Source organism: Neptuniibacter sp. QD48_55, assembly GCF_047778115.1.
Taxonomy (GTDB): domain Bacteria; phylum Pseudomonadota; class Gammaproteobacteria; order Pseudomonadales; family Balneatricaceae; genus Neptuniibacter.
Genome location: NZ_CP180555.1, coordinates 1708582 through 1730234, shown reverse-complemented (window position 1 = coordinate 1730234; position 21653 = coordinate 1708582). Strand labels below are relative to the sequence as shown.

At 43.9% G+C, this 21653-nt stretch carries 27 protein-coding genes; 15 read left to right on the top strand and 12 right to left on the bottom strand.

Features of this window, described 5'->3' with window-relative positions; all coding sequences use genetic code 11:
• Positions 1-40 precede the first annotated feature (40 nt).
• From ACMXYW_RS07980 to ACMXYW_RS07970, 3 genes are all read left to right on the top strand, one after another.
• The gene (locus tag ACMXYW_RS07980; RefSeq protein WP_415881302.1) at positions 41-790 is read left to right on the top strand and encodes an ABC transporter substrate-binding protein; all 750 of its coding nucleotides are present in this window, start codon (positions 41-43) and stop codon (positions 788-790) included.
• Positions 791-859: 69 nt separating this feature from the next.
• Positions 860-1552 carry an ABC transporter permease gene (locus ACMXYW_RS07975; RefSeq protein WP_415894576.1) on the top strand — a complete coding sequence of 231 codons (693 nt, stop codon included), beginning with the start codon at positions 860-862 and terminating at the stop codon, positions 1550-1552.
• Positions 1549-2274 (top strand): ABC transporter permease, encoded by a 726-nt coding sequence (locus ACMXYW_RS07970; RefSeq protein WP_415901179.1) that lies wholly within the window; start codon positions 1549-1551, stop codon positions 2272-2274. Before ACMXYW_RS07975 ends, ACMXYW_RS07970 begins: the two co-directional genes overlap by 4 nt.
• Here the strand turns inward: ACMXYW_RS07970 and ACMXYW_RS07965 are convergent.
• The gene (locus ACMXYW_RS07965) at positions 2271-2918 is read right to left on the bottom strand and encodes a LysE/ArgO family amino acid transporter (protein WP_415905823.1); all 648 of its coding nucleotides are present in this window, start codon (positions 2916-2918) and stop codon (positions 2271-2273) included. The genes ACMXYW_RS07970 and ACMXYW_RS07965 overlap by 4 nt on opposite strands.
• An 86-nt stretch (positions 2919-3004) precedes the next feature.
• Between ACMXYW_RS07965 and ACMXYW_RS07960 the strand changes: the two genes are divergently transcribed.
• Positions 3005-3904, top strand: coding sequence for a LysR family transcriptional regulator ArgP (locus tag ACMXYW_RS07960; protein ID WP_415905822.1), 900 nt, complete (start codon positions 3005-3007; stop codon positions 3902-3904).
• A gap of 120 nt (positions 3905-4024) precedes the next feature.
• Positions 4025-5233, top strand: coding sequence for a GGDEF domain-containing protein (locus ACMXYW_RS07955; RefSeq protein WP_415905821.1), 1209 nt, complete (start codon positions 4025-4027; stop codon positions 5231-5233).
• A gap of 12 nt (positions 5234-5245) precedes the next feature.
• On the opposite strand, the gene ACMXYW_RS07950 is transcribed toward ACMXYW_RS07955, so the two are convergent.
• Both ACMXYW_RS07950 and moaE read right to left on the bottom strand, forming a co-directional pair.
• Positions 5246-5554 (bottom strand): NIPSNAP family protein, encoded by a 309-nt coding sequence (locus ACMXYW_RS07950; RefSeq protein ID WP_415905820.1) that lies wholly within the window; start codon positions 5552-5554, stop codon positions 5246-5248.
• Positions 5555-5581: 27 nt separating this feature from the next.
• A complete protein-coding gene (moaE, locus tag ACMXYW_RS07945; RefSeq protein ID WP_415905819.1) occupies positions 5582-6040 on the bottom strand; it encodes a molybdopterin synthase catalytic subunit MoaE in 459 nt (152 codons plus the stop codon).
• Between the two features lie 168 nt (positions 6041-6208).
• Between moaE and ACMXYW_RS07940 the strand changes: the two genes are divergently transcribed.
• From ACMXYW_RS07940 to hflD, 3 genes are read left to right on the top strand one after another with little or no spacing between them, the layout of a single operon-like run.
• Positions 6209-6658: an NUDIX hydrolase gene (locus ACMXYW_RS07940; protein WP_415894339.1), complete on the top strand. Its 450-nt coding sequence runs from the start codon at positions 6209-6211 to the stop codon at positions 6656-6658.
• 12 nt (positions 6659-6670) lie between these two features.
• On the top strand, positions 6671-7774 hold the full coding sequence (mnmA, locus tag ACMXYW_RS07935) for a tRNA 2-thiouridine(34) synthase MnmA (RefSeq protein WP_415905818.1): 1104 nt from the start codon (positions 6671-6673) through the stop codon (positions 7772-7774).
• A 9-nt stretch (positions 7775-7783) separates the two neighbouring features.
• Positions 7784-8455, top strand: coding sequence for a high frequency lysogenization protein HflD (gene hflD, locus ACMXYW_RS07930; RefSeq protein ID WP_415905817.1), 672 nt, complete (start codon positions 7784-7786; stop codon positions 8453-8455).
• 94 nt (positions 8456-8549) lie between these two features.
• Here the strand turns inward: hflD and ACMXYW_RS07925 are convergent, their stop codons facing one another.
• The gene (locus tag ACMXYW_RS07925) at positions 8550-8762 is read right to left on the bottom strand and encodes a hypothetical protein (RefSeq protein ID WP_415881312.1); all 213 of its coding nucleotides are present in this window, start codon (positions 8760-8762) and stop codon (positions 8550-8552) included.
• Positions 8763-8923: 161 nt separating this feature from the next.
• Between ACMXYW_RS07925 and purB the strand changes: the two genes are divergently transcribed.
• The 6 genes from purB to ACMXYW_RS07895 all read left to right on the top strand — a co-directional run bounded on the left by purB (position 8924) and on the right by ACMXYW_RS07895 (position 13830).
• Positions 8924-10288: an adenylosuccinate lyase gene (gene purB, locus ACMXYW_RS07920; RefSeq protein ID WP_415894336.1), complete on the top strand. Its 1365-nt coding sequence runs from the start codon at positions 8924-8926 to the stop codon at positions 10286-10288.
• A gap of 72 nt (positions 10289-10360) precedes the next feature.
• On the top strand, positions 10361-11197 hold the full coding sequence (locus tag ACMXYW_RS07915; RefSeq protein WP_415905816.1) for an alpha/beta fold hydrolase: 837 nt from the start codon (positions 10361-10363) through the stop codon (positions 11195-11197).
• A 12-nt stretch (positions 11198-11209) separates the two neighbouring features.
• On the top strand, positions 11210-11935 hold the full coding sequence (locus tag ACMXYW_RS07910; RefSeq protein WP_415894332.1) for an RNA methyltransferase: 726 nt from the start codon (positions 11210-11212) through the stop codon (positions 11933-11935).
• Between the two features lie 33 nt (positions 11936-11968).
• Positions 11969-12217, top strand: a complete 249-nt coding sequence (locus ACMXYW_RS07905; RefSeq protein WP_415881316.1) for a hypothetical protein — start codon at positions 11969-11971, stop codon at positions 12215-12217.
• On the top strand, positions 12217-13368 hold the full coding sequence (locus ACMXYW_RS07900) for a cupin domain-containing protein (protein WP_415905815.1): 1152 nt from the start codon (positions 12217-12219) through the stop codon (positions 13366-13368). Before ACMXYW_RS07905 ends, ACMXYW_RS07900 begins: the two co-directional genes overlap by 1 nt.
• 123 nt (positions 13369-13491) lie before the next feature.
• Positions 13492-13830, top strand: a complete 339-nt coding sequence (locus ACMXYW_RS07895) for a hypothetical protein (RefSeq protein WP_415905814.1) — start codon at positions 13492-13494, stop codon at positions 13828-13830.
• 20 nt (positions 13831-13850) lie between these two features.
• On the opposite strand, the gene ACMXYW_RS07890 is transcribed toward ACMXYW_RS07895, so the two are convergent.
• Together ACMXYW_RS07890 and ACMXYW_RS07885 are read right to left on the bottom strand one after the other, a co-directional pair.
• On the bottom strand, positions 13851-14618 hold the full coding sequence (locus ACMXYW_RS07890; protein ID WP_415905813.1) for a hypothetical protein: 768 nt from the start codon (positions 14616-14618) through the stop codon (positions 13851-13853).
• An 88-nt stretch (positions 14619-14706) separates the two neighbouring features.
• On the bottom strand, positions 14707-15033 hold the full coding sequence (locus tag ACMXYW_RS07885) for a hypothetical protein (RefSeq protein WP_415894326.1): 327 nt from the start codon (positions 15031-15033) through the stop codon (positions 14707-14709).
• Positions 15034-15213: 180 nt separating this feature from the next.
• On the opposite strand from ACMXYW_RS07885, the gene ACMXYW_RS07880 reads away from it, so the two are divergent.
• On the top strand, positions 15214-16461 hold the full coding sequence (locus tag ACMXYW_RS07880; protein ID WP_415894325.1) for a DEAD/DEAH box helicase: 1248 nt from the start codon (positions 15214-15216) through the stop codon (positions 16459-16461).
• 61 nt (positions 16462-16522) lie between these two features.
• Here ACMXYW_RS07880 and ACMXYW_RS07875 read toward each other — a convergent pair whose 3' ends face one another.
• The 6 genes from ACMXYW_RS07875 to ACMXYW_RS07850 all read right to left on the bottom strand — a co-directional run bounded on the left by ACMXYW_RS07875 (position 16523) and on the right by ACMXYW_RS07850 (position 21520).
• A complete protein-coding gene (locus ACMXYW_RS07875; protein WP_415888016.1) occupies positions 16523-16717 on the bottom strand; it encodes a hypothetical protein in 195 nt (64 codons plus the stop codon).
• A gap of 157 nt (positions 16718-16874) precedes the next feature.
• Complete coding sequence (locus ACMXYW_RS07870) at positions 16875-18125, bottom strand: bifunctional molybdopterin-guanine dinucleotide biosynthesis adaptor protein MobB/molybdopterin molybdotransferase MoeA (RefSeq protein WP_415905812.1); 1251 nt, start codon at positions 18123-18125, stop codon at positions 16875-16877.
• 11 nt (positions 18126-18136) lie between these two features.
• A complete protein-coding gene (mobA, locus tag ACMXYW_RS07865; protein ID WP_415894323.1) occupies positions 18137-19222 on the bottom strand; it encodes a molybdenum cofactor guanylyltransferase MobA in 1086 nt (361 codons plus the stop codon).
• Complete coding sequence (locus ACMXYW_RS07860; RefSeq protein ID WP_415905811.1) at positions 19215-19892, bottom strand: energy-coupling factor ABC transporter ATP-binding protein; 678 nt, start codon at positions 19890-19892, stop codon at positions 19215-19217. Before ACMXYW_RS07860 ends, mobA begins: the two co-directional genes overlap by 8 nt.
• 21 nt (positions 19893-19913) lie before the next feature.
• Positions 19914-20615 (bottom strand): ABC transporter permease, encoded by a 702-nt coding sequence (locus ACMXYW_RS07855; protein WP_415905810.1) that lies wholly within the window; start codon positions 20613-20615, stop codon positions 19914-19916.
• A 77-nt stretch (positions 20616-20692) separates the two neighbouring features.
• Positions 20693-21520, bottom strand: coding sequence for a substrate-binding domain-containing protein (locus ACMXYW_RS07850; protein ID WP_415905809.1), 828 nt, complete (start codon positions 21518-21520; stop codon positions 20693-20695).
• Positions 21521-21653: the final 133 nt, after the last annotated feature.

The window sequence follows — 21653 nt, the reverse complement described above, 5'->3', positions numbered from 1 at the left end:
AGCCTGCAACTAACAATAAATATTCCGCGAGGATCATAAGATGGGATTTAAGAAATTAATTACAACAACAGCACTTGTTGTCTCTACTCTGGCAGCGCCTGCCTTTGCTGGCGATAAAATCCGTATCGCTACTGAAGGAGCATACGCGCCCTTCAACACAATCAATGCTGATGGCGAACTAGCAGGTTTTGATGTAGATATTGCTAAAGCACTTTGTGAAGAGATGAAAGCTGACTGCAAAATCGTAGCTCAAGATTGGGACGGCATCATTCCTGGCTTAAAAGCACGTAAGTACGATGCAATCATTGCCAGCCTTTCAATCACACCAGAGCGTCAACGTGTTGTAGCGTTTACTGATCACTACTACTCAAACTCTCTTGGTTTTGTCAGCGGTAAAGATGGCGATTTCGATCCAAACGCCCTAAAAGGCAAAACCATTGGCGCACAACGTGCCACGATTGCAGGCCAGCACCTCGAAGATAACTATTCCGACAAAGCTTCAGTCAAACTATATGACACTCAAGGTAACGCTTATCTAGATCTAGCGAGCGGCCGTTTGGATGCGATTCTTTCTGACAAACTACCTGCTTACGATTGGTTACAAACTGAAGAAGGTAAAAACTTCGAATTTCGTGGCGATAAGATCGATGTTAACGACAAGATCGCTATTGCTGTCCGTAAACGCGATGGTGAATTGAAAGAGAAGTTCAACCAAGCATTAAAAGCGATTATCGAGAACGGGACTTACGAAAAGATTAACGCTAAGTACTTCCCATTCTCTATCTACTAAGCTTAAACACTGAAAACTAGGGAAAAGCAGGATAAAACCTGCTTTTCCTGTTTCATCAGGTATCTCTATATGGATCTTCAGGGCTTTGGGCATCTCTTAATCAGTGGTGCTTGGATAACCGTTCAATTAGCTATTTGCAGCTTAGTCATTGGCCTCGTTTTCGGGGTTTTAGGTGCAAGCGCAAAGCTATCTAAATACAAAGTTGCTAACGCTATTGGTAATGGTTACACCCTGTTTATACGGGGCATGCCTGAGTTACTACTCGTCCTGACAATCTATTTTGGTTCTTCTGCCGTTTTGATGGCGATCGCCAGCCTGTTCGGTTATGACGAATATATAGAACTAAGTCCATTTGTTGCTGGCGTAATCGCTCTAAGTATCGCCTTTGGTGCTTATGCCACTGAAGTCTTCCGTAGCGCTCTACAAGAGATTCCCAAGGGCCAAAAAGAAGCAGCTATTGCTCTTGGTATGACGGGCTTCCAAACATTTCGACGTATTACCTTGCCACAAGTTTGGCGCTTAGCTTTACCCGGTTTAGGTAACTTATTCCTTGTTCTTTTAAAAGATACAGCACTGGTTTCTGTTATAGGTCTTAACGAACTTATGCGCCAAACCACCGTTGCCGTTGGCAATACCAAAGAGCCTTTCACTTTTTACTTAGCCGCAGCAGTGGTTTATCTCCTAATGACTTCAATCTCAATGATCGGCTTACATTTCCTAGAGCGAAAAGCTAATCGCGGTTATAAAGGAGCACGCGCATGAGTTGGGAATGGGAAGTAATCTTCGAAAACTACCCTCGCCTCTTAGAAGGTGCTTTATTGACCCTTGAGCTTGTCCTCTTTTCTGGGTTTATCGGTTTAATGCTTGCCGTGCCACTGGCATTGATGCGTATCTCTAAACGCCCTTGGCTACAAGCCTTTCCTCTTGCTTACATCTTCTTTTTCCGTGGCACACCACTGCTGATACAGATCTTCTTGGTGTACTACGGCGCATCTCAGTTTGAATTCATTAAGAACTCTGCGCTTTGGCCTATTCTTAAAGAACCGTACTGGTGTGCCATCATAACCTTTGCGCTCCATACTGCGGCTTATATCGCTGAGATACTCCGTGGCGCTATTCAATCTATCCCTAAAGGCGAGATTGAAGCTGCTAAAGCCTTAGGTATGAGCTACCCGCTTATGCTGCGTCGTATCATCCTACCTCGCGCATTTGGCATTATGATGCCTGCCTATGGCAACGAAGTAATCCTAATGCTTAAAGGTAGTGCCCTAGCCAGCACAATTACACTACTCGATCTAACGGGTATGGCACGCACAATCATCGCCAGAACTTATACTCCACTCGAAATATTCTTCGCAGCCGGTGTTATCTATCTAATTATCAGTGCCCTTTTGGTGTTTTTATTCCGCTATATGGAAAAACGCTTTAATCGCCACCAGCATTGGCCGAATGAAAAGCCAAAAGATTTAGACCCTCAGCATTAAACTGAATGACTAAACATGATGGGCCAGAGCAGCGTTACCGCGATGGCCCACATGGTTACACAAATGAACAAATCCATAACCTGCCATGCTCTTGGGTTATTGAATATCGGCTGACATACCTTCGCACCAGCTACTAGCAGCCAAAACCAAATGCATGAGAACCCCATCGCACCGATAGCAAACCAAACTCTCTCAGACTCTGGGTATTGCCCTCCGATACTCCCTAAAAGCACCACAGTATCTAAATACACATGGGGATTGAGCAGTGTAATCGCCAAAGTAACAATCAACGCTTTACCTAAACCACCCAACGCCATTTCATTTGCTTTAAAGACCTGTGGCTTTAAAGCTTTGCGCAGGGACTGAGCGCCATATACAAACAGAAATACAGCCCCGCCGATCCGGGCTGCTAACATCCAGTTCTCTGACTGCGCGATCAGGATACCCATACCCGCCACGCCAACAGCGATCAAAAGCATATCGATCAAAGCGCATAAGGCTGCTATCGGCCAGTGGAACTGACGACGTAAGCCTTGAGTAAAAACAAAGGTATTCTGGCTTCCCATCGCAACAATTAGGCCCGCACTAGTAGCTAAGCCCTTTAACAATGCAGCCAAAGCCGCGCCTGTGAATATGGATACCATACTGCCCCCTGAATAATGGCAGGCATAGTGCTAGAATCTCACTGGCCAGTAAAACTAATAATTCTAATGTTTGATAAGTTTTTCTAATGATCGATTACAAACAGCTCCAAGCACTTGCAGCCATTCTCGAAGAAGGAAATTTTGATAAGGCCGCAGAGAAGCTCAACATCTCTCAATCAGCGGTATCCCAGCGCTTAAAACAGCTAGAGGACAGCGTTGGACAAACGCTGATAATCAGAAATACGCCAATACAAGCGACAACGGCTGGGCAGCTGTTACTGAAGCATTACCACCAAGTATCTCTGCTACAAGCAGAACTACAGGAACAGATCTCACTTGAGCAATCCGATGGTTTTACGAAAATTTCTATTGGCTTAAACGCAGATAGCTTGGCTACTTGGTTTTTAGACGCGGTTAAACCACTGCTTAATGACGAAAAAATTCTTCTAGATCTAAAACTGGATGATCAAGATCAGACTCATCACTTTCTTAAAACAGGTCAAGTGATCGGGTGCATCAGTTCTAACCCAAAACCAATGCAAGGCTGCAGTTGTATTCCACTTGGCGCAATGATCTATCGCTGCCTTGCTAGCCCTACTTACATCAATAAATATTTTCCAGACGGTATAAAAACGGAAGGCTTTTACAATGCCCCTGTTGCTGAATTTAATAATAAGGACGAACTTCAAAATAGATATCTAAAGGACAATTTTAAGATTGGCCTCAACGAATATCCGAAACACCGTATTCCGTCGACTGAATCGTTTTTCAATATCATTATTCGCGGCCACGCATGCGGCATGGTTCCCGATCAGCAAAGTAAAGAGATCCAGGCTTCAGGAAAAGTAGTTGATATGACCCCTGGAAGGTTTATTGAAGTCCCCCTTTATTGGCATATCTGGAGTCTTAAATCGGGACTATTTCAAAGATTAACGCAGAGACTAAGAAAGCAAGCAGAGAGCGACCTTTCCCCGATAACCCGTTAATAATGTTAAATTTTATTCCTATATTTAAGGTTTATTTAAGCTTTCTAGTTCAGAATAGATTGCATAGATAATACTTCTCTTCAGCCAGCTAGCCACTTATTACGTCGGATATTAAAGCTAATGAAATTCCCTGAAAATCATAAGAAAAAAAACAAACTGATTTTTTTGCTTGCATCGGTAATTGCGATCTTAATTCTTGTTAATGGTGCATTTTCCTACTGGCAGATGAATCAAGTAAAAGCTGAGTTTTACGAAGTAGCCAATAAAGACATACCTCTTGTGGCAGAGCTATTTCCTTTGATTGATCGGCAATTTGAACAAACACTATTGATCGAGAAGCTACATCAGTTAGAGCCAATTCATCGCAACAAAGTGGTACCGATACTCAAAAACAGTTTTATTCGGACAGGCGATCGTTTTTCTCAAACAACCGAGAAATTGCAATCAATGTTAAAGCCTATGCTGCAGTCCCCTCGGGAGATTACACGACTCAAAATGTCTAAAATTGACCAGCTTCTTCAGCAAATTATTACTGAGCATGATCAGTACCAAAATCAAGTTCTACAAATGATATCCCACAATGTAGAGAGCCTAGAGGCGTACCCGCCTGAGCTCATAACTCTTTTGACTGAAGAGGAAAAAGACCTAACTGAAGAGTTGATTTCGCTACGAGATGAACTTCAAAGATTTACTCAGAATTCTGCGCACGCAGTTGAAAGGCATGAAGCACAGATAATAAAAGGTGTCGTGATATTTACACTTTTCGTTTTCTCTCTCGGCACCATCATGTTGATGCTGATTAGCCAAATTATGAAAAGCCGTGAAAAAGCGATCGAAAAAATCAGTTACTTCGCCAATTATGACCCTCTAACCGATCTATTTAATCGACGCCATTTCTTTGAAGAATTAAATCAAGCACTATCCCAAGCTCAAGAACAAGATGCCCCATTGAGCCTTTGTGTATGCGACCTGGACCACTTCAAACAGGTAAACGACACTTTAGGCCATATCGCCGGAGACAAGATACTAACAACCTTCGCGGATACATTACGTGCGAACATCAGAAAGGATGATTTCGTTGGTCGGTTTGGTGGGGACGAATTTGTTATCTGCTTCCCTAACACAACGTCTGATGAGGCTGCAGAAATTACAGAACGCATTAGAAAGCGTTTTGAAGAAGCCGATACGCTTAAGTCATCGGTAACATCGACATTCGGTATTGCACAACTTACTCAACAGACGTCCACAGACGATATGTTGCTCGAAAAAGCAGACCAAGAGCTTTACAAAGCCAAGGAAAATGGACGCAACTGCGTGCACTGGTCTTAACCGGTGCACGAATCAGTTTCCAAAAACAGGCTTAAAGAAGCTGCGCTCATAACTCTGAATGCATTTGGTCTGCTTGGCATATTCAAATGCAGCCATGCATTCAGAGTCTTTAAAGGAATCTAACCGGTATCGTTCATAAGCTGCGAGACTAGGAAAGCTGAACAACGCTAGCGCGATGTTGTTAGCACCTTCAGACGGAAGGAAATAACCATGATGTTGACCACCAAACTTGTTAACCAGTGGAATCCATAGCTTTGCATAGTGCTCGAATTCAGTAACTTTGTCCGGATCGATTACATAGCGCAAGTAACAAGTTACCATCCGATTATCCCCTTATTTCTGCCGTATTTACCAAGAGTCAGCGGCTTTAAGATCGCTCTCTTTTTGCTCTACCCAGTGCTCGCCCTCATTGGAGATCTCTTTCTTCCAGAAAGGAGCATCTTTCTTTAGGTAATCCATGATGAATTGCGCTGCTTCAAATGCATTCACGCGATGGGCGCTACCCACACCTACAAAAACGATATTCTCGTTAAGGTCTAAGTGTCCAACACGATGATAAATTACGATGTTGCCGAGCTCCCAGCGTTCACGTGCCTGCGTAGCAATCTTCTCAAGCGCTTTCTCGGTCATACCTGGATAATGCTCTAGAAAAAGCGCATCAAGCTGATTGTCAGCTATCTCTAATTCGCGAACGATTCCAGTAAAAGTGACTATGGCCCCACTAGTCGCATCATCAGCTCTTACACTTTCTGACAGTGCGCCAATATCAAAATTGTCTGTAGCGACAATCACTTGAGTTGTTGCCATGGTAATTCCTCTCTAAATTGATATTGAAATCATACCACCAAAAGCTATTAAAGAAGCAATGCTCAATAGGCTTATAACCTATTAAAAACACTGGTTTGATGGTATTGTGTCGAACTAATTTTTGAGTCATCTATCCAATAAATATTGGAGTAATTACCGAGGAATATGATGGATTGGCATCCACACGCAACAGTTGCTGTCATCGTAGAAATGGAAGGCAAGTTCCTTTTGGTAGAAGAAAGATCTTCAGGTGAAATAGTTTTCAATCAGCCTGCGGGCCATATTGAAGAAGGCGAAACCTTTATAGAAGCCGCATGCAGAGAAACATTAGAAGAGTCTGCATGGCATGTAAGCCCTAAATATTTAACGGGATTTTACGTCTATAAATCCGGTAACAACAATACAACCTACCATCGTGCCTGCTTCTATGCGGAAGCAATCAAACACGAGCCAGAGCGTGAACTCGATGAAGGCATCATTCGCGCGGTCTGGATGACACGCGATGAGATTGTGGCTCACACAGACAAACTACGTAGCCCAATGGTTTTGAAATGTATTGATGATTACCTAGCTGGTAAGCAATACCCTTTAGATCTGATACACGAACATAGCAATTAACTGAATAAATACATGACTGATCACAGCAATACAAAAGTGATCGTCGGCATGTCCGGCGGCGTAGATTCATCCGTTTCAGCTTTACTTTTAATGCAACAAGGCTATCAAGTCGAAGGCCTGTTCATGAAGAACTGGGACGAGGATGATGGCACTGAATACTGTACCGCCAAAGAAGATCTCGCTGATGCCCAAGCAGTTTGTGACAAACTTGGCATTCATCTACATACCGCCAACTTTGCTGCTGAATACTGGGATAATGTATTTGAGCATTTCCTAGAGGAATACAAAGCTGGCCGCACACCTAACCCTGATATTTTGTGTAACCGTGAAATCAAGTTTAAAGCATTCCTTGAGTATGCAATCGAACTTGGTGCTGATTACATCGCAACCGGCCATTATGTTCGCCGCGGTGATCGTGACGGCAAAACACGCCTGTTAAAAGGGCTAGATAAAAACAAAGACCAGAGCTACTTCTTGCACCAAGTAGGTCAAGTCGAAATTGAAAAGACCCTCTTCCCTGTTGGCGAGCTAGAAAAACCTGAAGTTCGTAAACTTGCCGAAGAGCATGACCTGATCACTCACAACAAGAAAGACAGTACCGGCATCTGCTTTATTGGAGAGCGCAGATTTAGTGATTTCCTCAAGCAGTACTTACCGGCCCAGCCTGGCAAAATCGAAACACCTAAAGGCGATGTGATTGGTGAACACTCTGGCTTGATGTATTACACAATTGGTCAGCGCCAAGGGCTGCAGATCGGCGGTCTTAAAGATTACCCAGAAGAACCATGGTTTGTAGCAGGTAAAGATCTTGATCGTAACGTTTTAATCGCCGTTCAAGGTAAACAAAATGATCTGTTATTTACCGATTGGCTTACAGCTGATGAAATCTTCTGGATCAATAATGAAGAACCTGCATTGCCATATAGCTGCACTGCCAAAGTACGTTACCGTCAGACCGATCAGGCATGCACGATCGAACGTCATGGTGACAGTGGTTACCTAATCCGCTTTGCAGAACCACAGCGCGCCATCACACCGGGCCAATCCGTGGTTATCTACGCCGAAGATATCTGCTTGGGCGGCGGTGTTATCGAACATACAGGCAAAGACGACTAGGGGGCCCCAATGTCACGACAGCATGACGAACAAGCGCTGGGCCTAGCTGGTTTATTTCAAGCAGCCGCTCTCGTTGAACAAATTGCAACGAGAGGCATGGTTGCGCAAGACAGCTTAGAAACATCGGTCTATAGCATCATGCAGTTAAACCCTGCATCGACAGAAGAGATCTATGGCGGCGCTCACGACCTACCTTTCAATCTACACTTAGGTCTGCAAAACCTAAGAGATTTGATTGATAAGCCGCGAGCAGAACATAACAAAGATGTGATTCGCTACGCACTAAGCATGATGCACCTTGAGCGCAAGCTTAGTAGCGATCCAGAGATGCTGAATAAAGTCGCGCAACGTTTAGCTCAGGTATCTGAGCAAGCACGCTATTTTAATTCTGAACAGCCAGATAGCGAGCCAACTGCGAGCAGTTACTGCCATCCAAATGTGATAGCAAATATTGCTAGTCTTTACCAAGATACGATCAGTAGCTTTAGCTTCCGAATTCAAGTAACGGGCGACCCGCGCCACCTACAAAACAGTGAAAACGCAGCGAAGATACGCGCATTACTATTGGCCGGTATTCGTAGTGCTATGCTATGGCGTCAGAAAGGCGGTAAACGCTGGCAGTTACTGTTCTTCAAATCACGCCTACGCCCTTCCCTTAAAAAAATTATGGGCACCTCATAATAGGCCACGCCATTTAGATAAATAAAAAACCGGATAGCTTGCTAAAGCATCCGGTTTTTTATTTACCTATCCATTTTATGTATCGATTACAAAGTTACGCGTGACGAACCGATAACTCATTTGCGTCATGACTACGAAGCATAGCTTCGATATCGCTCTCTGCAGCGTCAGCTATCAATACTTTGACCATATTGCAGCTTTTATCTATAAACACTTGCTCTCTTGGCACTCCATTAGCCATTAGGTCATCAAATACCAGTTTGGTTTGATCGCTGGACCCAAAGGAGCCGGTAACAGACATAGTCATATAACTACCCTCCTCAATTTCAGCTAAATTCAGCTATATTATGTAGCGACAATTTAAGCTTAGAACTTGGGCAGCCCTTTATCCATATACCCCTACGAAAAGTCACTCGACTCAGGTATAATGCGCGCCTTCTTTTTAACCTAAAAGGTAGAGATCGATTCATGGAGCTTTCTGCACTGACAGCCGTTTCTCCGGTTGATGGCCGCTATGGCAGCAAAACAGCTGACCTGCGTGATGTTTTTAGTGAATATGGCCTGATTCGCTTCCGCGTTGAAGTTGAAGTTCGTTGGTTACAAAAACTAGCTGCGCATCCACAAATCACTGAAGTTCCAGCGTTAAGCTCTGAAGCTGATGCTCTGCTGAACTCGATCGTTGATAACTTCGGTCCTGAAGACGCTCAGGCTGTTAAGACGATCGAACGTACTACCAACCACGACGTAAAAGCGGTTGAGTACTTCATTAAAGACAAATTCAAAGATAACGCTGAGCTAATGGCGATTAATGAATTTGTTCACTTTGCCTGCACATCTGAAGACATCAACAACCTTTCTCACGCACTTATGCTGAAAAACGGCCTTGATGTTGTAGTTCCACAGATGCAGCAAGTAACTGACGAAATAGCTAAGATGGGTCGTGAATTTGCTGAGCAACCAATGCTTTCACGTACTCACGGTCAGACTGCCTCTCCAACAACTGTTGGTAAAGAGATGGCTAACGTTGCTTACCGTATGCAGCGTCAGATCAAACAGCTTCAGAATGTTGAGCTTCTAGGCAAGATCAACGGTGCGGTTGGTAACTACAACGCTCACCTATCTGCTTACGCTGACATCGACTGGGAACAGAACGCTAAAGACTTCGTTGAAAGCCTTGGCCTATCTTTTAACCCATACACAACTCAGATCGAGCCACACGACTACATCGCAGAGCTTTTTGATGCCGTTGCTCGTTTCAACACGATCCTAATCGACTTCGATCGTGACGTATGGGGCTATATCTCTCAGGCTTACTTCAAGCAGAAAACGATTGCTGGCGAAGTTGGTTCTTCTACTATGCCGCATAAAGTTAACCCAATTGACTTCGAAAACTCTGAAGGCAACTTGGGCATTGCGAACGCAATCATGAGCCACCTAGCGCAGAAACTACCTATTTCTCGCTGGCAGCGCGACCTAACTGACTCTACTGTTCTACGTAACATGGGCGTTGGTTTCGGTTACAGCTTGATCGCTTATCAGTCTAGCCTGAAAGGCATTAGCAAGCTTGAGCTTAACCCAGCTCAGCTAAACGAAGATCTAGAAAATGCTTGGGAAGTTCTAGCAGAACCTATCCAAACAGTAATGCGTCGTTACGCTATCGAAGAGCCTTACGAGAAGCTAAAAGCGCTAACTCGTGGGCAGGACATGAGCAAAGAGACAATCCTAGCGTTTGTTGATACTTTGGACATGCCAGAAGAAGCTAAGCAGTCACTTAAAGAACTGACTCCTCATAGCTACATCGGTAACGCTGTTGAGCAAGCGAAAAAGATCTAAGCTGATCTAATTAATCAGTTTTATGAAACGGGGCTATAGCCCCGTTTTTTATATAAGGCACAGATTAACCCCATGGAACACTTCACACGACCAGACGGCACTGAGATCCATTACATCTCTCTTGGTGAAGGAGAAACCACCTTAGTTTTTCTTCATGGCTGGACAGCCAGTGTTCGTGAATGGCTCCCCTTCGCCTCTGAGCTGGCAGCAAACCACCGCGTGGTGAGCTGGGATGCCCGTGGCCATGGTGCTCACCAATATCATGAAGAGAACGATATTAGCTTGTCTTCGATGGCAGATGATCTTGAAGCCATGCTAGATCACCTTAAGATAGAAGATGCAGTCCTCGTTGGACACTCAATGGGCGCACTGACTTCTTGGGAGTACTTACGCCGACATGGTGATAAGCGCCTCCGTGGGCTTTGTATTGTCGACCAATCACCAAAGCTAATTACCGATGATGAATGGCAATACGGCGTATACAGTGATTTCAGTAAAGAAATTAACAGCGCTTTTATTCACCGGCTTACTGAGAATTTCGCTGAGGCAGTACTTGAACTGATTGCCTTTGGTAAGAACCAACGCTCTAGAGAAAATTACGAGCAAAACTCTCGCGGTTTCCAGCAGATGCGCAAATATCTGCAAAAACAACCAGGCGAATTACTCACCCGCTGCTGGGATAGCATTACCCAGCAGGATTACCGAGACGTTGTATCTAGTATTAAACTACCTACCCTACTGATCTACGGCGATGAAAGCCAGTTCTATAGCGCTGAGCTACAACAGTGGGTTAATAAAAGTATCGAGGGTTCAGAATTGCATATTTATGAGCAATCGGACCACTCTCCGCATTTATGGCATAAAGAGCGATTCATTTATGATCTGAATCGTTTTGTAGATTCATTGTGAGAACCATTAAAAATGTTATCTAACGTTCGAGTTGTACTGATCAATACATTCCACCCCGGCAATATCGGCGCAGCGGCACGCGCTATGAAAAACATGGGGCTAAGCAAACTCTATCTGGTTGAACCAGAAGATTACCCAAGCGCAGAAGCTGATTCTCGCGCTGCTGGCGCAAAAGACCTATTAGATAGCGCCATCGTCGTTAACACACTTGAGGAAGCGATTGGCGATTGCCAGCTAGTGATTGGTACCAGTGCGCGCACCAAACGCACCTTCGACCGCCCTCTTCTGGATGCACGCAAAGGCGCGGAACGTGTAGTGGCTGAAGCTAAATCAGGTGAAGTGGCTATCGTATTTGGTCGTGAAACTATGGGCCTTCATAACCATGAATTAGCGCAATGTAACTACCATGTTTACATCCCTGCTAACCCTGAGTATCCAGTGCTCAACGTATCTCAAGCAATCCAGCTTCTTTGCTACGAGATCTTTATGGCAGCGGAAAATAAAAGCTATGACGAAATCGAAAGCGAATACCCTCGCCATAAAGAGATGGCTCTTTTCTATGAGCATTTAGAGAAAGTGCTACGTTTGACCGATTTCATCATCCCTCAGCATGAGGGTAAAGTACTGGAAAAATTACACCGTTACTTCAACCGCTCACGTCCTGAAAAAACCGAGCTGAATATGCTTCGCGGCATCCTGACTTCAATTGAAGAAACGGTCGAAAAACTAAAAAAATAACTAAAAAAATACAAACTACGACAAGGCCAAAAGATGGAAGAGAATTTACAAGCACTACTAAAACAGGCTGACGAGCTTCGCGACAACATCGAAAAAATGCACCAAGAGTCCAAAACAGTTGGTTATAACGCTGCTGGCATCCGCGAATGCGCTACAACTCTGCAGAAAGGCATAAAGAAAGTGGGTAACAATAAGCTTGCTGCTCTAGCCAATCGCGACAAGCGTAAAGTTTACGCTGAAATGGAAGAAGCAATCGAACAGCTTATGGAGTTAATTGACTAGTGAAATCTCCGTTTGGTGACATCAGCGTAGAAACATTTTTAGCTGAATACTGGCAGAAGAAGCCTTTACTTATTCGCAACGCCTTTCCTAATTTTGAGCCCCCTGTGACGGCTGACGAGTTAGCCGGCATGGCACTAGAGGAAGACGTAGAATCGCGTCTGATAACACAGTCACCGGACGGTAAAGATTGGTCTTTAACACACGGCCCTCTGCAGGAAGATACTTTCGCTGATCTTCCAGACTCGCACTGGACACTGCTAGTACAATCAGTCGATCACTGGATCCCTGAAGCAAACGAGCTACTCGAGCACTTCCGTTTTGTACCAAATTGGCGACTAGATGATCTTATGATCAGCTATGCGGCTGACGGTGGCGGCGTAGGTCCACATTACGATAATTATGATGTCTTTCTGATCCAAGCCTCAGGGACTCGCCGTTGGGAAGTGGGTGGCATATACGGTGAAGATTCACCACGTCGCCCAGACGTTCCTGTCATGATTTTGCCTGAGTGGGAACCAGAACATGTATGGGATCTTCAGCCTGGTGATATGCTTTATGTACCACCACGCGTTGGTCATAACGGCTTTGCTATTGGCGATGACTGCATGACTTACTCTGTAGGTTTCAGAGCACCTTCTCATCAAGAGATGATGTCTGGCTTTACCGATTATCTATCTGATATTACTAAAGCAGAGGACCGCTATAGTGATTCCGATCTTGCTCTGCAAGCAAACCCAGGCGAGATCACCGATCAAGCATTAGAGCGCGTTAAATCAGCCTTAAAAGAGTACATCGATAGCCCTGAGCTACTAACTCACTGGTTTGGTCAGTTCATGACTGAACCAAAGAATCCTGAGCATGGTGCTGATCAAGTTTGCGAGATGGACGAGGAAGAGATCGCCGAGTTATTAGAAGCAGCAATACCACTTTGTCGTAGTGAAGGATCACGCTTTGCTTTTAACCGACTAGACGATCATTTTATTTTGTTCGTTGATGGCAAAGGCTGTGCATGCTCAGAAGGACAAGTAACCTTGGCCGAAAGTCTTTGCGCCAATCTGTATCACGAACAGATAGAACCCACTGAAGAAAATCTACAACTATTGAAGGCACTGCTTCTTCAAGGTTCCGTCTATTTTCTAGACGAAGAGTAGGTAAGCAAATCTATAGCTCTTTAAAACCGTTTAAAGAGCTATATCTTTCCCTATCGCTAATCAAAACAAGCGATTACACTTACCCAACCTGTAAACTACGCTTTAGCCGACCAAGGCATTGTGATGACCGATAAAGAAGCTACTGTCGAAAAAACTCTCGAATCTAGCCCAACGCTTGAGTCTGAGATCAATTCAGCCCGAATTAACGCCTTAGAACTGAAGTTAGAAACACTGTCTCTGATTACAGAATCTCTTTGGAACATTATTCAAGAGAGCGATCTTGAATGTAGTACCGACTTAAAAGAAAAGATGGCGGATATCATAGACCAACGAGCAAAGCGGGATTCAATTAAAGTCACTTGCGAAGCTTGCGGTAGCGAGCAAAAAGCTAGCGCCTCCTACTGCAATCATTGCGGGAATAAGCTCGATTATTCTGGTGAAATCTCACCCTTTGATTACTAAGCGCAGTGTCGATAGCCAAACTATTTAGCTCTCCAATCATCTAAACCATAATGGCTCATCACCTGCGAAATACCATCCCCACGCTTTAGGATGGCCATCTTTTCATCAAAGACCTCCATCATTTTCTTAATATCATCTTGCATATTAATTTGCGGTGAAAAAGCCATATAGATATTTGCTTCTTGTACACAGCCTGCACTTTTAAACCTATCCCACTTACCCGCATTTTTTAACGTATATACAGTACTGTTGTAGGTAAATAAGAAAGCATGAATGCGATTTCGCAGCACTTTTTTAGCCTGCTGGACTATGTGGCGTTCATTATATGGAAGGTATTGAAACTGCTCAGGATTAAGTAATGCGTAATCATTTAATTCTTCAATAGAAGTATCTGTAGATAAGCCAAACTGTTTATTCTTAAGGCTATGAATATTCTCGTACTGCCACTCCTTTTCTCTATCGGTAAAAAAGCACATACGCTGTGTACCCACTTCATTTATCGGATAAAGAAGATCGGGCGCTTCAGGTTTAGCTGGAGATAGAACAGCATGTACTCGCCCCTGTTGAGTCATAGACAAAGCTCGACTCCAAGGGTAAATACGAATATCTAATTCATACTCCGTATCACTGTAAATCTGCTTAACCAGATCGATAATGTAGCCAGGCTTGTCAGTTTCAGGGCAGATCTGCGGGCACCAATCTATGGCTGCGATATGGATTACCTGTTTATCTGCAAAACTGGAATTAGGTAACAAAAAACAAGCAATGAGAAAAAGATAGGAACGCATGCATATACCTAAACTCTTTAAGGGCAAATCCTAGTGAGCTTAAGTATAGCAAGCAGATATGAAAGAGCAGTGAATAACTAGCTAGGTATTAGCGTCCAAAATATTGATCAATAATATCGGGCAACTCATCAAAAGCTGTCATCTCAAATTTATCAATCTCTAGATCAAAGTGGCTTAAATAACGTTTTGCATGATCACGGCTTAGCGCTCTACCTAAAATTGCATAATCAATTTCAGGTAGTGTTTTATCGTGACGCGGTTCTACCTGCCATGTGATATAAGCCGGAGCTGTACTTTGAAGCTTCAAACCAGCTTTAACACAAAATTTATCTACATGGCTTAAACCTTCAGGTCCTAAACACCCAGGTTCGATACGGAAGATTACTGTCAGTTTCTTACTATCCGCTAACGTCATTTCTCTTCTCTATTCAATAAGTTATAAGCTCTACCTTGTTTGTGAGTCTACTATAAATCATCAAACAAGCGTTTGCCTACTTTAGTACCTAACATAGTATGATCTGAATCACACGACTATGACTAATTAGACTAAATTGCTTTATAATTGCCGGTTTTTGCAAGTCTCTTGAGGGGCACTATGAAATTTTCATCACTAGACCTATCACCTGAGTTACAACAAGCTCTGGATGAATGCGGCTATACAGACATGACCCCAATTCAAGAGCAAGCAATTGTGCCCGGCCGCCGCGGCAAAGATCTGCTTGCTAATGCCCAAACAGGTACAGGTAAAACAGCAGCCTTTTCCATCCCTATTCTGCAGAAAATTTCTGATAATCCGCGTGACTTAGCCGAACGTCAGATTCGCTCTATTATCCTGACGCCTACTCGTGAGCTTGCACAGCAGCTTGCAGAAACGATTGGTCGGTACAATAAACACCTGAATCTTCGTATCTTGGCCGTTTATGGTGGCGTAAACCTTGATACCCAGAAGAAGAAATTACGTCACGGTGCAGACGTACTGATTGCCACACCAGGCCGCTTAATAGAACACCTTAGTGGCAGCAATGTCGATCTAAGCAAAACTGAATTTGCTGTACTCGATGAAGCCGACCGCATGCTAGACATGGGCTTTGTTACAGACGTACTGACAATTTTGGAAGCAACACCGTCTTCAAAACAAACCCTTCTCTTCTCTGCCACTCTATCTGATGCTGTCCACAAGCTGTCGAGAAAGATTCAGAAGAAGCCTGAGCAGATCAAAGCAGCTAGACAGAACTCGATTGCAGACACAGTCGATCATGTTGTATACCCTGTGGAGGAGAAGCGTAAAGCAGATCTTTTTGCCGAGCTTATCCAGGAAGAAAATTGGTTCCAAGTATTGGTATTCACCAGCACAAAAGCTCAAGCTAATGAGCTGATGCTTGATCTAAAAGTAGACGGCATTGAAGCTGTGATCTGTCATGGTGACAAAAGCCAAGGCGCGCGACGTCGAGCTGTTGCAGATTTTAAAGCAGGCAAAATCCAAGTACTGGTTGCAACCGAAGTTGCTGCGCGTGGATTGGATATTCAAGGATTAGAACATGTTGTAAATTACAATCTTCCTTATCTAGCTGAAGACTATGTTCATCGCGTAGGACGTACGGGTCGCGCAGGGACACAAGGCAAGGCTATATCTTTTGTAAGCCGAGAGGAAGAAAGTGCTTTAGATAGCATTGAGCGCCTTATTGGCACACCGATCAAACGTATATTCCGCAAAGGCTACGAGGTGGGTAGTCGGGAAGGTCTGAGAAAGCGCATTCACAAGAAAGGCCCTAAGAAGAAGCACAATAAAGCAACGCGCACCCAAGTTATTGGCCGCAAGTCTTCTGCAAAGAAAAAGCGCTAGCTAATTCTGCAAAATCCAATAAAAAAGGAGCTTAAATAAGCTCCTTTTTTATGCAAACGACTTAGAAATTCGGCATATTCATATCGAAATCACGCTTTAAAGAGCGCTGTTCCATATAATTATCAGAGCCCTGTTTTTTTCGCTTTCCTTTCGCTACCTTCCTACGCTGATGATCCGCGTATTGACCATCCATATAGTCTTCTTCCATCTCATCCTGCTCTAATGGCAAATTAGCCAATCGAAGTTTGCTACTCATCTATCAGTCCTAATTCATTACTAACAGCCCGTAACGGGCTTGATTAAGTTAGTTAATGAAACCTTATTTTTATGACCAAACAATGAAAGCGATATGACAAATTCAGGTACAAAAAAAGGGCCTTAATCAGCCCTTATTTAAAAAATCGAAAAGCTCTTTAGATAAGATCTGAGAATGGCTGAATAGTGACCTTTTGCCCTGCATCGATACCTGCAAACTCATCAGAGATCTCGATTAAACAATTGGCAGAAACCATAGAAGTTAAGATGCCAGAGCCTTGACTGCCTGTAGACCTAACAACCAATTCGCCATTGTCATTAATTGAATAAACACCACGGCTGTAATCAGTCCTACCCGGCCTAGATCGAAGAGAAGTCTCAGCAATTGCCACCATACGTCTTGGTTGCCAATTTATCTCCCCCGCCATTTTACGCAGCGCAGGCTGAACAAACTGAGTAAACGTCACCATCACAGCAACAGGGTTACCCGGCAGCCCGAAAAACGGTGTATTGCCCAGCTTGCCGAAGGCTAGCGGGCGACCTGGGCGCATCGCTATACGCCAGAAATTGATTTTACCTACAGCAGCCAACGCATCTTTAATAAAATCGGCCTGCCCCATAGATACACCACCAGAAGAGATCACAATATCGGCTTCATTAGATGCCTTACGTAAGGTCTCTTCCATTGCCTGCTGTGAATCTTCGATAATTCCGTAATCAATCACCTCGCAGCCTAAACGCTGCAAAAGCCCGGTGAGAGAAAAACGATTTGTATCGTAAATGCAGTTTTCAGGTAGCGGTTGACCTTGCGCTGTAACTTCATCACCCGTAGAGAAGATGGCGACCTTTAAAGATCGATAAACTGTCACCTCAGTATGACCTAGTGAAGCGATTAAACCTAACTCTTGAGGACGTAAAAGACATCCCGCTTTAAGTGCCGTCTCTCCTTCAGCGATGTCCTCACCCGCCTCTCGGACATTCTGCCCTTTTTTAACCGGCCCAACGAAAGTTAATTGCTCACCCTCTCGTGCACATGCCTCTTTGATGATGACGCTATCAGCACCCTCGGGCACTGGCGCCCCCGTCATGATTTCTACTGCCTGGTTTGGACCGACCTGACCCGAGAAGGCCTCACCCGCAAAAACACGACCAATAACATCCAAGGATTCTTCAGATAAACCATCAGCGGCAACAGCATAACCGTCCATTGCTGAGTTTCGTTGTTGAGGAACATTAATGCCAGAAACTAAATCTACCGCCAAAATTCGATTTATGGCTTCGGAGACAGCTACAGTTTCAGCGCTGCTTTGAATATCAATTTGATTGAGTATGGTCTGAATACTTTCAGCAACAGGTAACATACCACCCGGATTAGCAGCCGGATCAAAACAACTTAACACTTCGCTCATCAATCAATTACCTAGCTGATGTACTCTTTAATAAAACGCAGAATTTCGTCTGTGTCATTAATGTTGAACAAGGGTAGCTCTCGATGCAATTGTAATGGCTCATCCGAAGCCACCGCAATTATGTTTTCATCTTCAAGGTACATGAGGCCTTTATTGATCTCTTTGCGATGCAACTCGATCTTAGGAAAAGACTCCTGCTTAAAGCCCTCAACCAAGACCAGATCTAAAAGAGAGTGATCCATGCGACTTAACATATGGTTTAGAGATGGACGATCACCCTGATCCTGCTCAACCATTAACGCCCAACGCTTACCTGAGCTAATCAGCATCTGATCAGCACCAGCTTTTCTAAGCTCGTAACTATCTTTACCAGGATGATCAACATCGAATTTATGGTGAGCATGCTTGATGACACCAACACGGATACCATCTTCTTTTAGAGCTGGAATCAGCTTTTTCAATAATGTAGTTTTGCCTGTACCACTCCAAGCTGCAAAGCCAAGTAGTTTTGGCATCTGCTGAAGATCATCGAGATCATCGCGACGGTTCACATTGGTGAAAGCCTCAGGGAAATCAGAGAAATCAACTTCCGTGTAGTTATGCTGAGCATACCAACGGTCGATCTTACGTTCTCCAGAAGCTAAGGCTTTCTGGACACTTCCAAGTAGATCTCGATGAATCAGAGCAACAACCGGCTGCATTCGCTTGCCATCAGTTGCAACAGCGATTTCTGCCTTTTGTTCTCGCGCTTGAAGCAACATGCGACGAACTAAGACTGGAGGTAAAAACGGCCCATCACATGGCGCAAATAATACCCAATCAGTTGCAGCATGATGAAGACCGGTAGCAATCCCCATTAATGGCCCTTGAAAATCACCTTCAAGATCAGAAATAACTGGCAACCCCAATGTACCATAGGCGTCCATACTGCGGTTTGCGTTGATCATACAGCGCGCCACTTGCGGCTGAACAACATCTAAAACATGCTTAATCAGCGGCTTACCATTTAGCTCCATCCAGCCTTTATCTACTCCCCCCATTCGGCGAGCCATACCACCAGCAAGAATAACGGCGGTTACTTGATCAGGATTATGCATATTGATTAGCCTCATTTAATTGAGCTGTTTCTTTTATAGAACCATTTTCTAGCAATAAGTTGCGCTGACAAAGCTCGGTCACACAATTACTTTGATGGCTAGAAACCATGACTGCGGTACCGCCATCAACCATCTCTTTAACTAATTCAGCAACAGTTTCTACCGATTTACGATCTAGATTGGCTGTTGGCTCATCAAGAAATAGAAGACCTGGGTTCAAAACCCACGCGCGAGCAAGCGCCAAACGTTGCTTTTCACCACCAGACAAAGAATACGCCTGCTGTTCAGCCAAAGACTCTAGGCGAGACCAAGCTAACCCTTTAGCCACTAGTGTTTTGATTTTTTGCCTAGATTCACCACGAAGTCGTAAACCATAAGCAATATTATCTTTCACTGTTCCAGCGAAGATGTATGGTGTTTGATGAAGGTAAACGACCTTAGGGTGCAATTTTGTGTTAAGAAAACTACGTTTATTTGGCGTTACCGTAACTGAGCCTTCACAAGGCTTATCTAGGCCCGCCAAAATTTTCATCAGCGTTGTCTTACCGGCACCGTTATCACCACTCAGGTGAAAGCTCTCGCCCTCTTTCAACGTCAATTTATCAATATTAAATAGCTCTCGTTGGTCGAAACGCTTTACCAGATTGCTAGCATTTAATTCGATACTCATAACATCCTCACAATCAGGTCGTTAGACTGCCTGACCTTTACCTCGTACTGACGCCAAGGTGAAATTCAAAAATAGAGCAAGCACCAACAATACCAAACCTAGTGCCACGCCCTGGGCAAACATCCCTTTACTCGTTTCCAGCGCAATCGCTGTCGGAATGTTTCGCGTATAACCCATAATGTTGCCGCCGACCATCATCGAACAACCAACTTCTGAGATGATTCGACCAAAACCTGCTACCACCACAGCAAGCAAGGCAAATCTAGCTTCACGCATAATCGTGATAATTGAAAAAGTGTAACCCGCACCCAATGTACGCGCGGTTTCCCAAGCCCTTCTATCAACTGCTTGAAAAGCTGAATGACTCATACAAACCAAAAGCGGAAATGCCAACATGACCTGACCAATTATCATGGCAGGCTGGGTAAATAAAAGATGAAGGTCACCAAAAGGGCCGCTACGGGACAACATAAGATATAGAGTCAGACCCACTACTACGGTAGGCACTGCCATTAGCGCATTGAAAAGAGCTATTACGATTGAACGCCCTTTAAAATCACACATCGCCAATAAAAAGCCCACTAAAATAGCGGGCACTGTAGCGATAGCGATTGCTGTTATTGAAACTCGAAAAGAAACACCAATTATATTCCAAAGGTCTGCATCAAAACTAAATAACAACTGCAGCGCCAACATTGATGTTTCTAAAAGATTATCTTGCATTATTTACTACTACATCAGAGAAAAGAGCCTGTGAAAGCAATCAGTTAGCTATCACAGGCGACATACTAAATAATTGTTTACTTAGTCGCTACTTCTGCTTGTGCAGAACCATGAAACAATGCTTTACCTTTAATACGGAAGTCATTGATCATTGTTTGACCTTCAGAAGATACGAACCAGTTAGAAAGCTGTTCAGCACCTTTTACATTCAAACCATCGTGTAGTTTTGGATTAACCTGGATGATCTGGTATGGGTTGAATAAACGCTTGTCACCCTGAACCAAAAGTTTTAGCTGAAGGCGGTCCTCATAAGCCAACCACGTACCGCGGTCAGTCATTGTATAACCGTTAAGCTCATCAGCGATCTGAAGCACTTTACCCATGCCCTGACCTACTTCTTTATAGTTAGCAAACTCTTTACCTTGAGATGTTGCCGCCCATAGAGAAAGCTCTTTCTTGTGGGTACCTGAATCATCACCACGAGAGATGAAATCAGCATTAGCTTTAGCAATAGCAGCTAAAGCTTCTGCTACATTGCTAGAATCTTTAATTTTTGCAGGATCAGCTGCAGGACCAACGATTACAAAATCGTTGTACATAACGCTCTTAGGATTTACACCAAAACCGCCATCGACAAATTTTTTCTCAGCTTTAGGCGCGTGAGTCATGACCACATCCACATCACCTGCTGATCCCATACGTAACGCCTTACCGGTACCGACAGCGATGACTTGTACTTTAGCATCATGCTGTTTTTCAAACACAGGCAACAACTTATCTAATAAACCAGAGTTATAAGTACTTGTTGTTGTTGCTAAACGGATAATCTGCTCTTCAGCAACAGCTGTAACTGACGTTGCTGCCAAAATCGTTGTGGAGAGGGCTGCCGCGATCCACTTTTTCATCTCTATATTCCTTATCTAATCACTATATTTTTCTAGAGTTCGCACCCTACACAGCCTGTGTAAGGGGTCATTGCTACTCATCTCCCAGATAATAGCAATATGAATGCCAATTGCGGGATCATATAAATTTTTT

Coding starts and splice junctions, on each gene's coding strand:
- ACMXYW_RS07885 (WP_415894326.1), bottom strand. CDS start 15,033: ATGACGTTAGCGGATAGTAAGAAACTGACAGTAATCTTCCGTATCGAA.
- ACMXYW_RS07880 (WP_415894325.1), top strand. CDS start 15,214: ATGAAATTTTCATCACTAGACCTATCACCTGAGTTACAACAAGCTCTG.
- ACMXYW_RS07955 (WP_415905821.1), top strand. CDS start 4,025: ATGAAATTCCCTGAAAATCATAAGAAAAAAAACAAACTGATTTTTTTG.
- ACMXYW_RS07905 (WP_415881316.1), top strand. CDS start 11,969: ATGGAAGAGAATTTACAAGCACTACTAAAACAGGCTGACGAGCTTCGC.
- ACMXYW_RS07925 (WP_415881312.1), bottom strand. CDS start 8,762: ATGACTATGTCTGTTACCGGCTCCTTTGGGTCCAGCGATCAAACCAAA.
- mnmA (WP_415905818.1), top strand. CDS start 6,671: ATGACTGATCACAGCAATACAAAAGTGATCGTCGGCATGTCCGGCGGC.
- ACMXYW_RS07870 (WP_415905812.1), bottom strand. CDS start 18,125: ATGAGCGAAGTGTTAAGTTGTTTTGATCCGGCTGCTAATCCGGGTGGT.
- ACMXYW_RS07860 (WP_415905811.1), bottom strand. CDS start 19,892: ATGAGTATCGAATTAAATGCTAGCAATCTGGTAAAGCGTTTCGACCAA.
- ACMXYW_RS07960 (WP_415905822.1), top strand. CDS start 3,005: ATGATCGATTACAAACAGCTCCAAGCACTTGCAGCCATTCTCGAAGAA.
- hflD (WP_415905817.1), top strand. CDS start 7,784: ATGTCACGACAGCATGACGAACAAGCGCTGGGCCTAGCTGGTTTATTT.
- mobA (WP_415894323.1), bottom strand. CDS start 19,222: ATGCATAATCCTGATCAAGTAACCGCCGTTATTCTTGCTGGTGGTATG.
- ACMXYW_RS07850 (WP_415905809.1), bottom strand. CDS start 21,520: ATGAAAAAGTGGATCGCGGCAGCCCTCTCCACAACGATTTTGGCAGCA.
- moaE (WP_415905819.1), bottom strand. CDS start 6,040: ATGGCAACAACTCAAGTGATTGTCGCTACAGACAATTTTGATATTGGC.
- ACMXYW_RS07970 (WP_415901179.1), top strand. CDS start 1,549: ATGAGTTGGGAATGGGAAGTAATCTTCGAAAACTACCCTCGCCTCTTA.
- ACMXYW_RS07910 (WP_415894332.1), top strand. CDS start 11,210: ATGTTATCTAACGTTCGAGTTGTACTGATCAATACATTCCACCCCGGC.
- ACMXYW_RS07950 (WP_415905820.1), bottom strand. CDS start 5,554: ATGGTAACTTGTTACTTGCGCTATGTAATCGATCCGGACAAAGTTACT.
- ACMXYW_RS07855 (WP_415905810.1), bottom strand. CDS start 20,615: ATGCAAGATAATCTTTTAGAAACATCAATGTTGGCGCTGCAGTTGTTA.
- ACMXYW_RS07975 (WP_415894576.1), top strand. CDS start 860: ATGGATCTTCAGGGCTTTGGGCATCTCTTAATCAGTGGTGCTTGGATA.
- ACMXYW_RS07895 (WP_415905814.1), top strand. CDS start 13,492: ATGACCGATAAAGAAGCTACTGTCGAAAAAACTCTCGAATCTAGCCCA.
- ACMXYW_RS07940 (WP_415894339.1), top strand. CDS start 6,209: ATGGATTGGCATCCACACGCAACAGTTGCTGTCATCGTAGAAATGGAA.
- purB (WP_415894336.1), top strand. CDS start 8,924: ATGGAGCTTTCTGCACTGACAGCCGTTTCTCCGGTTGATGGCCGCTAT.
- ACMXYW_RS07890 (WP_415905813.1), bottom strand. CDS start 14,618: ATGCGTTCCTATCTTTTTCTCATTGCTTGTTTTTTGTTACCTAATTCC.
- ACMXYW_RS07875 (WP_415888016.1), bottom strand. CDS start 16,717: ATGAGTAGCAAACTTCGATTGGCTAATTTGCCATTAGAGCAGGATGAG.
- ACMXYW_RS07915 (WP_415905816.1), top strand. CDS start 10,361: ATGGAACACTTCACACGACCAGACGGCACTGAGATCCATTACATCTCT.
- ACMXYW_RS07965 (WP_415905823.1), bottom strand. CDS start 2,918: ATGGTATCCATATTCACAGGCGCGGCTTTGGCTGCATTGTTAAAGGGC.
- ACMXYW_RS07980 (WP_415881302.1), top strand. CDS start 41: ATGGGATTTAAGAAATTAATTACAACAACAGCACTTGTTGTCTCTACT.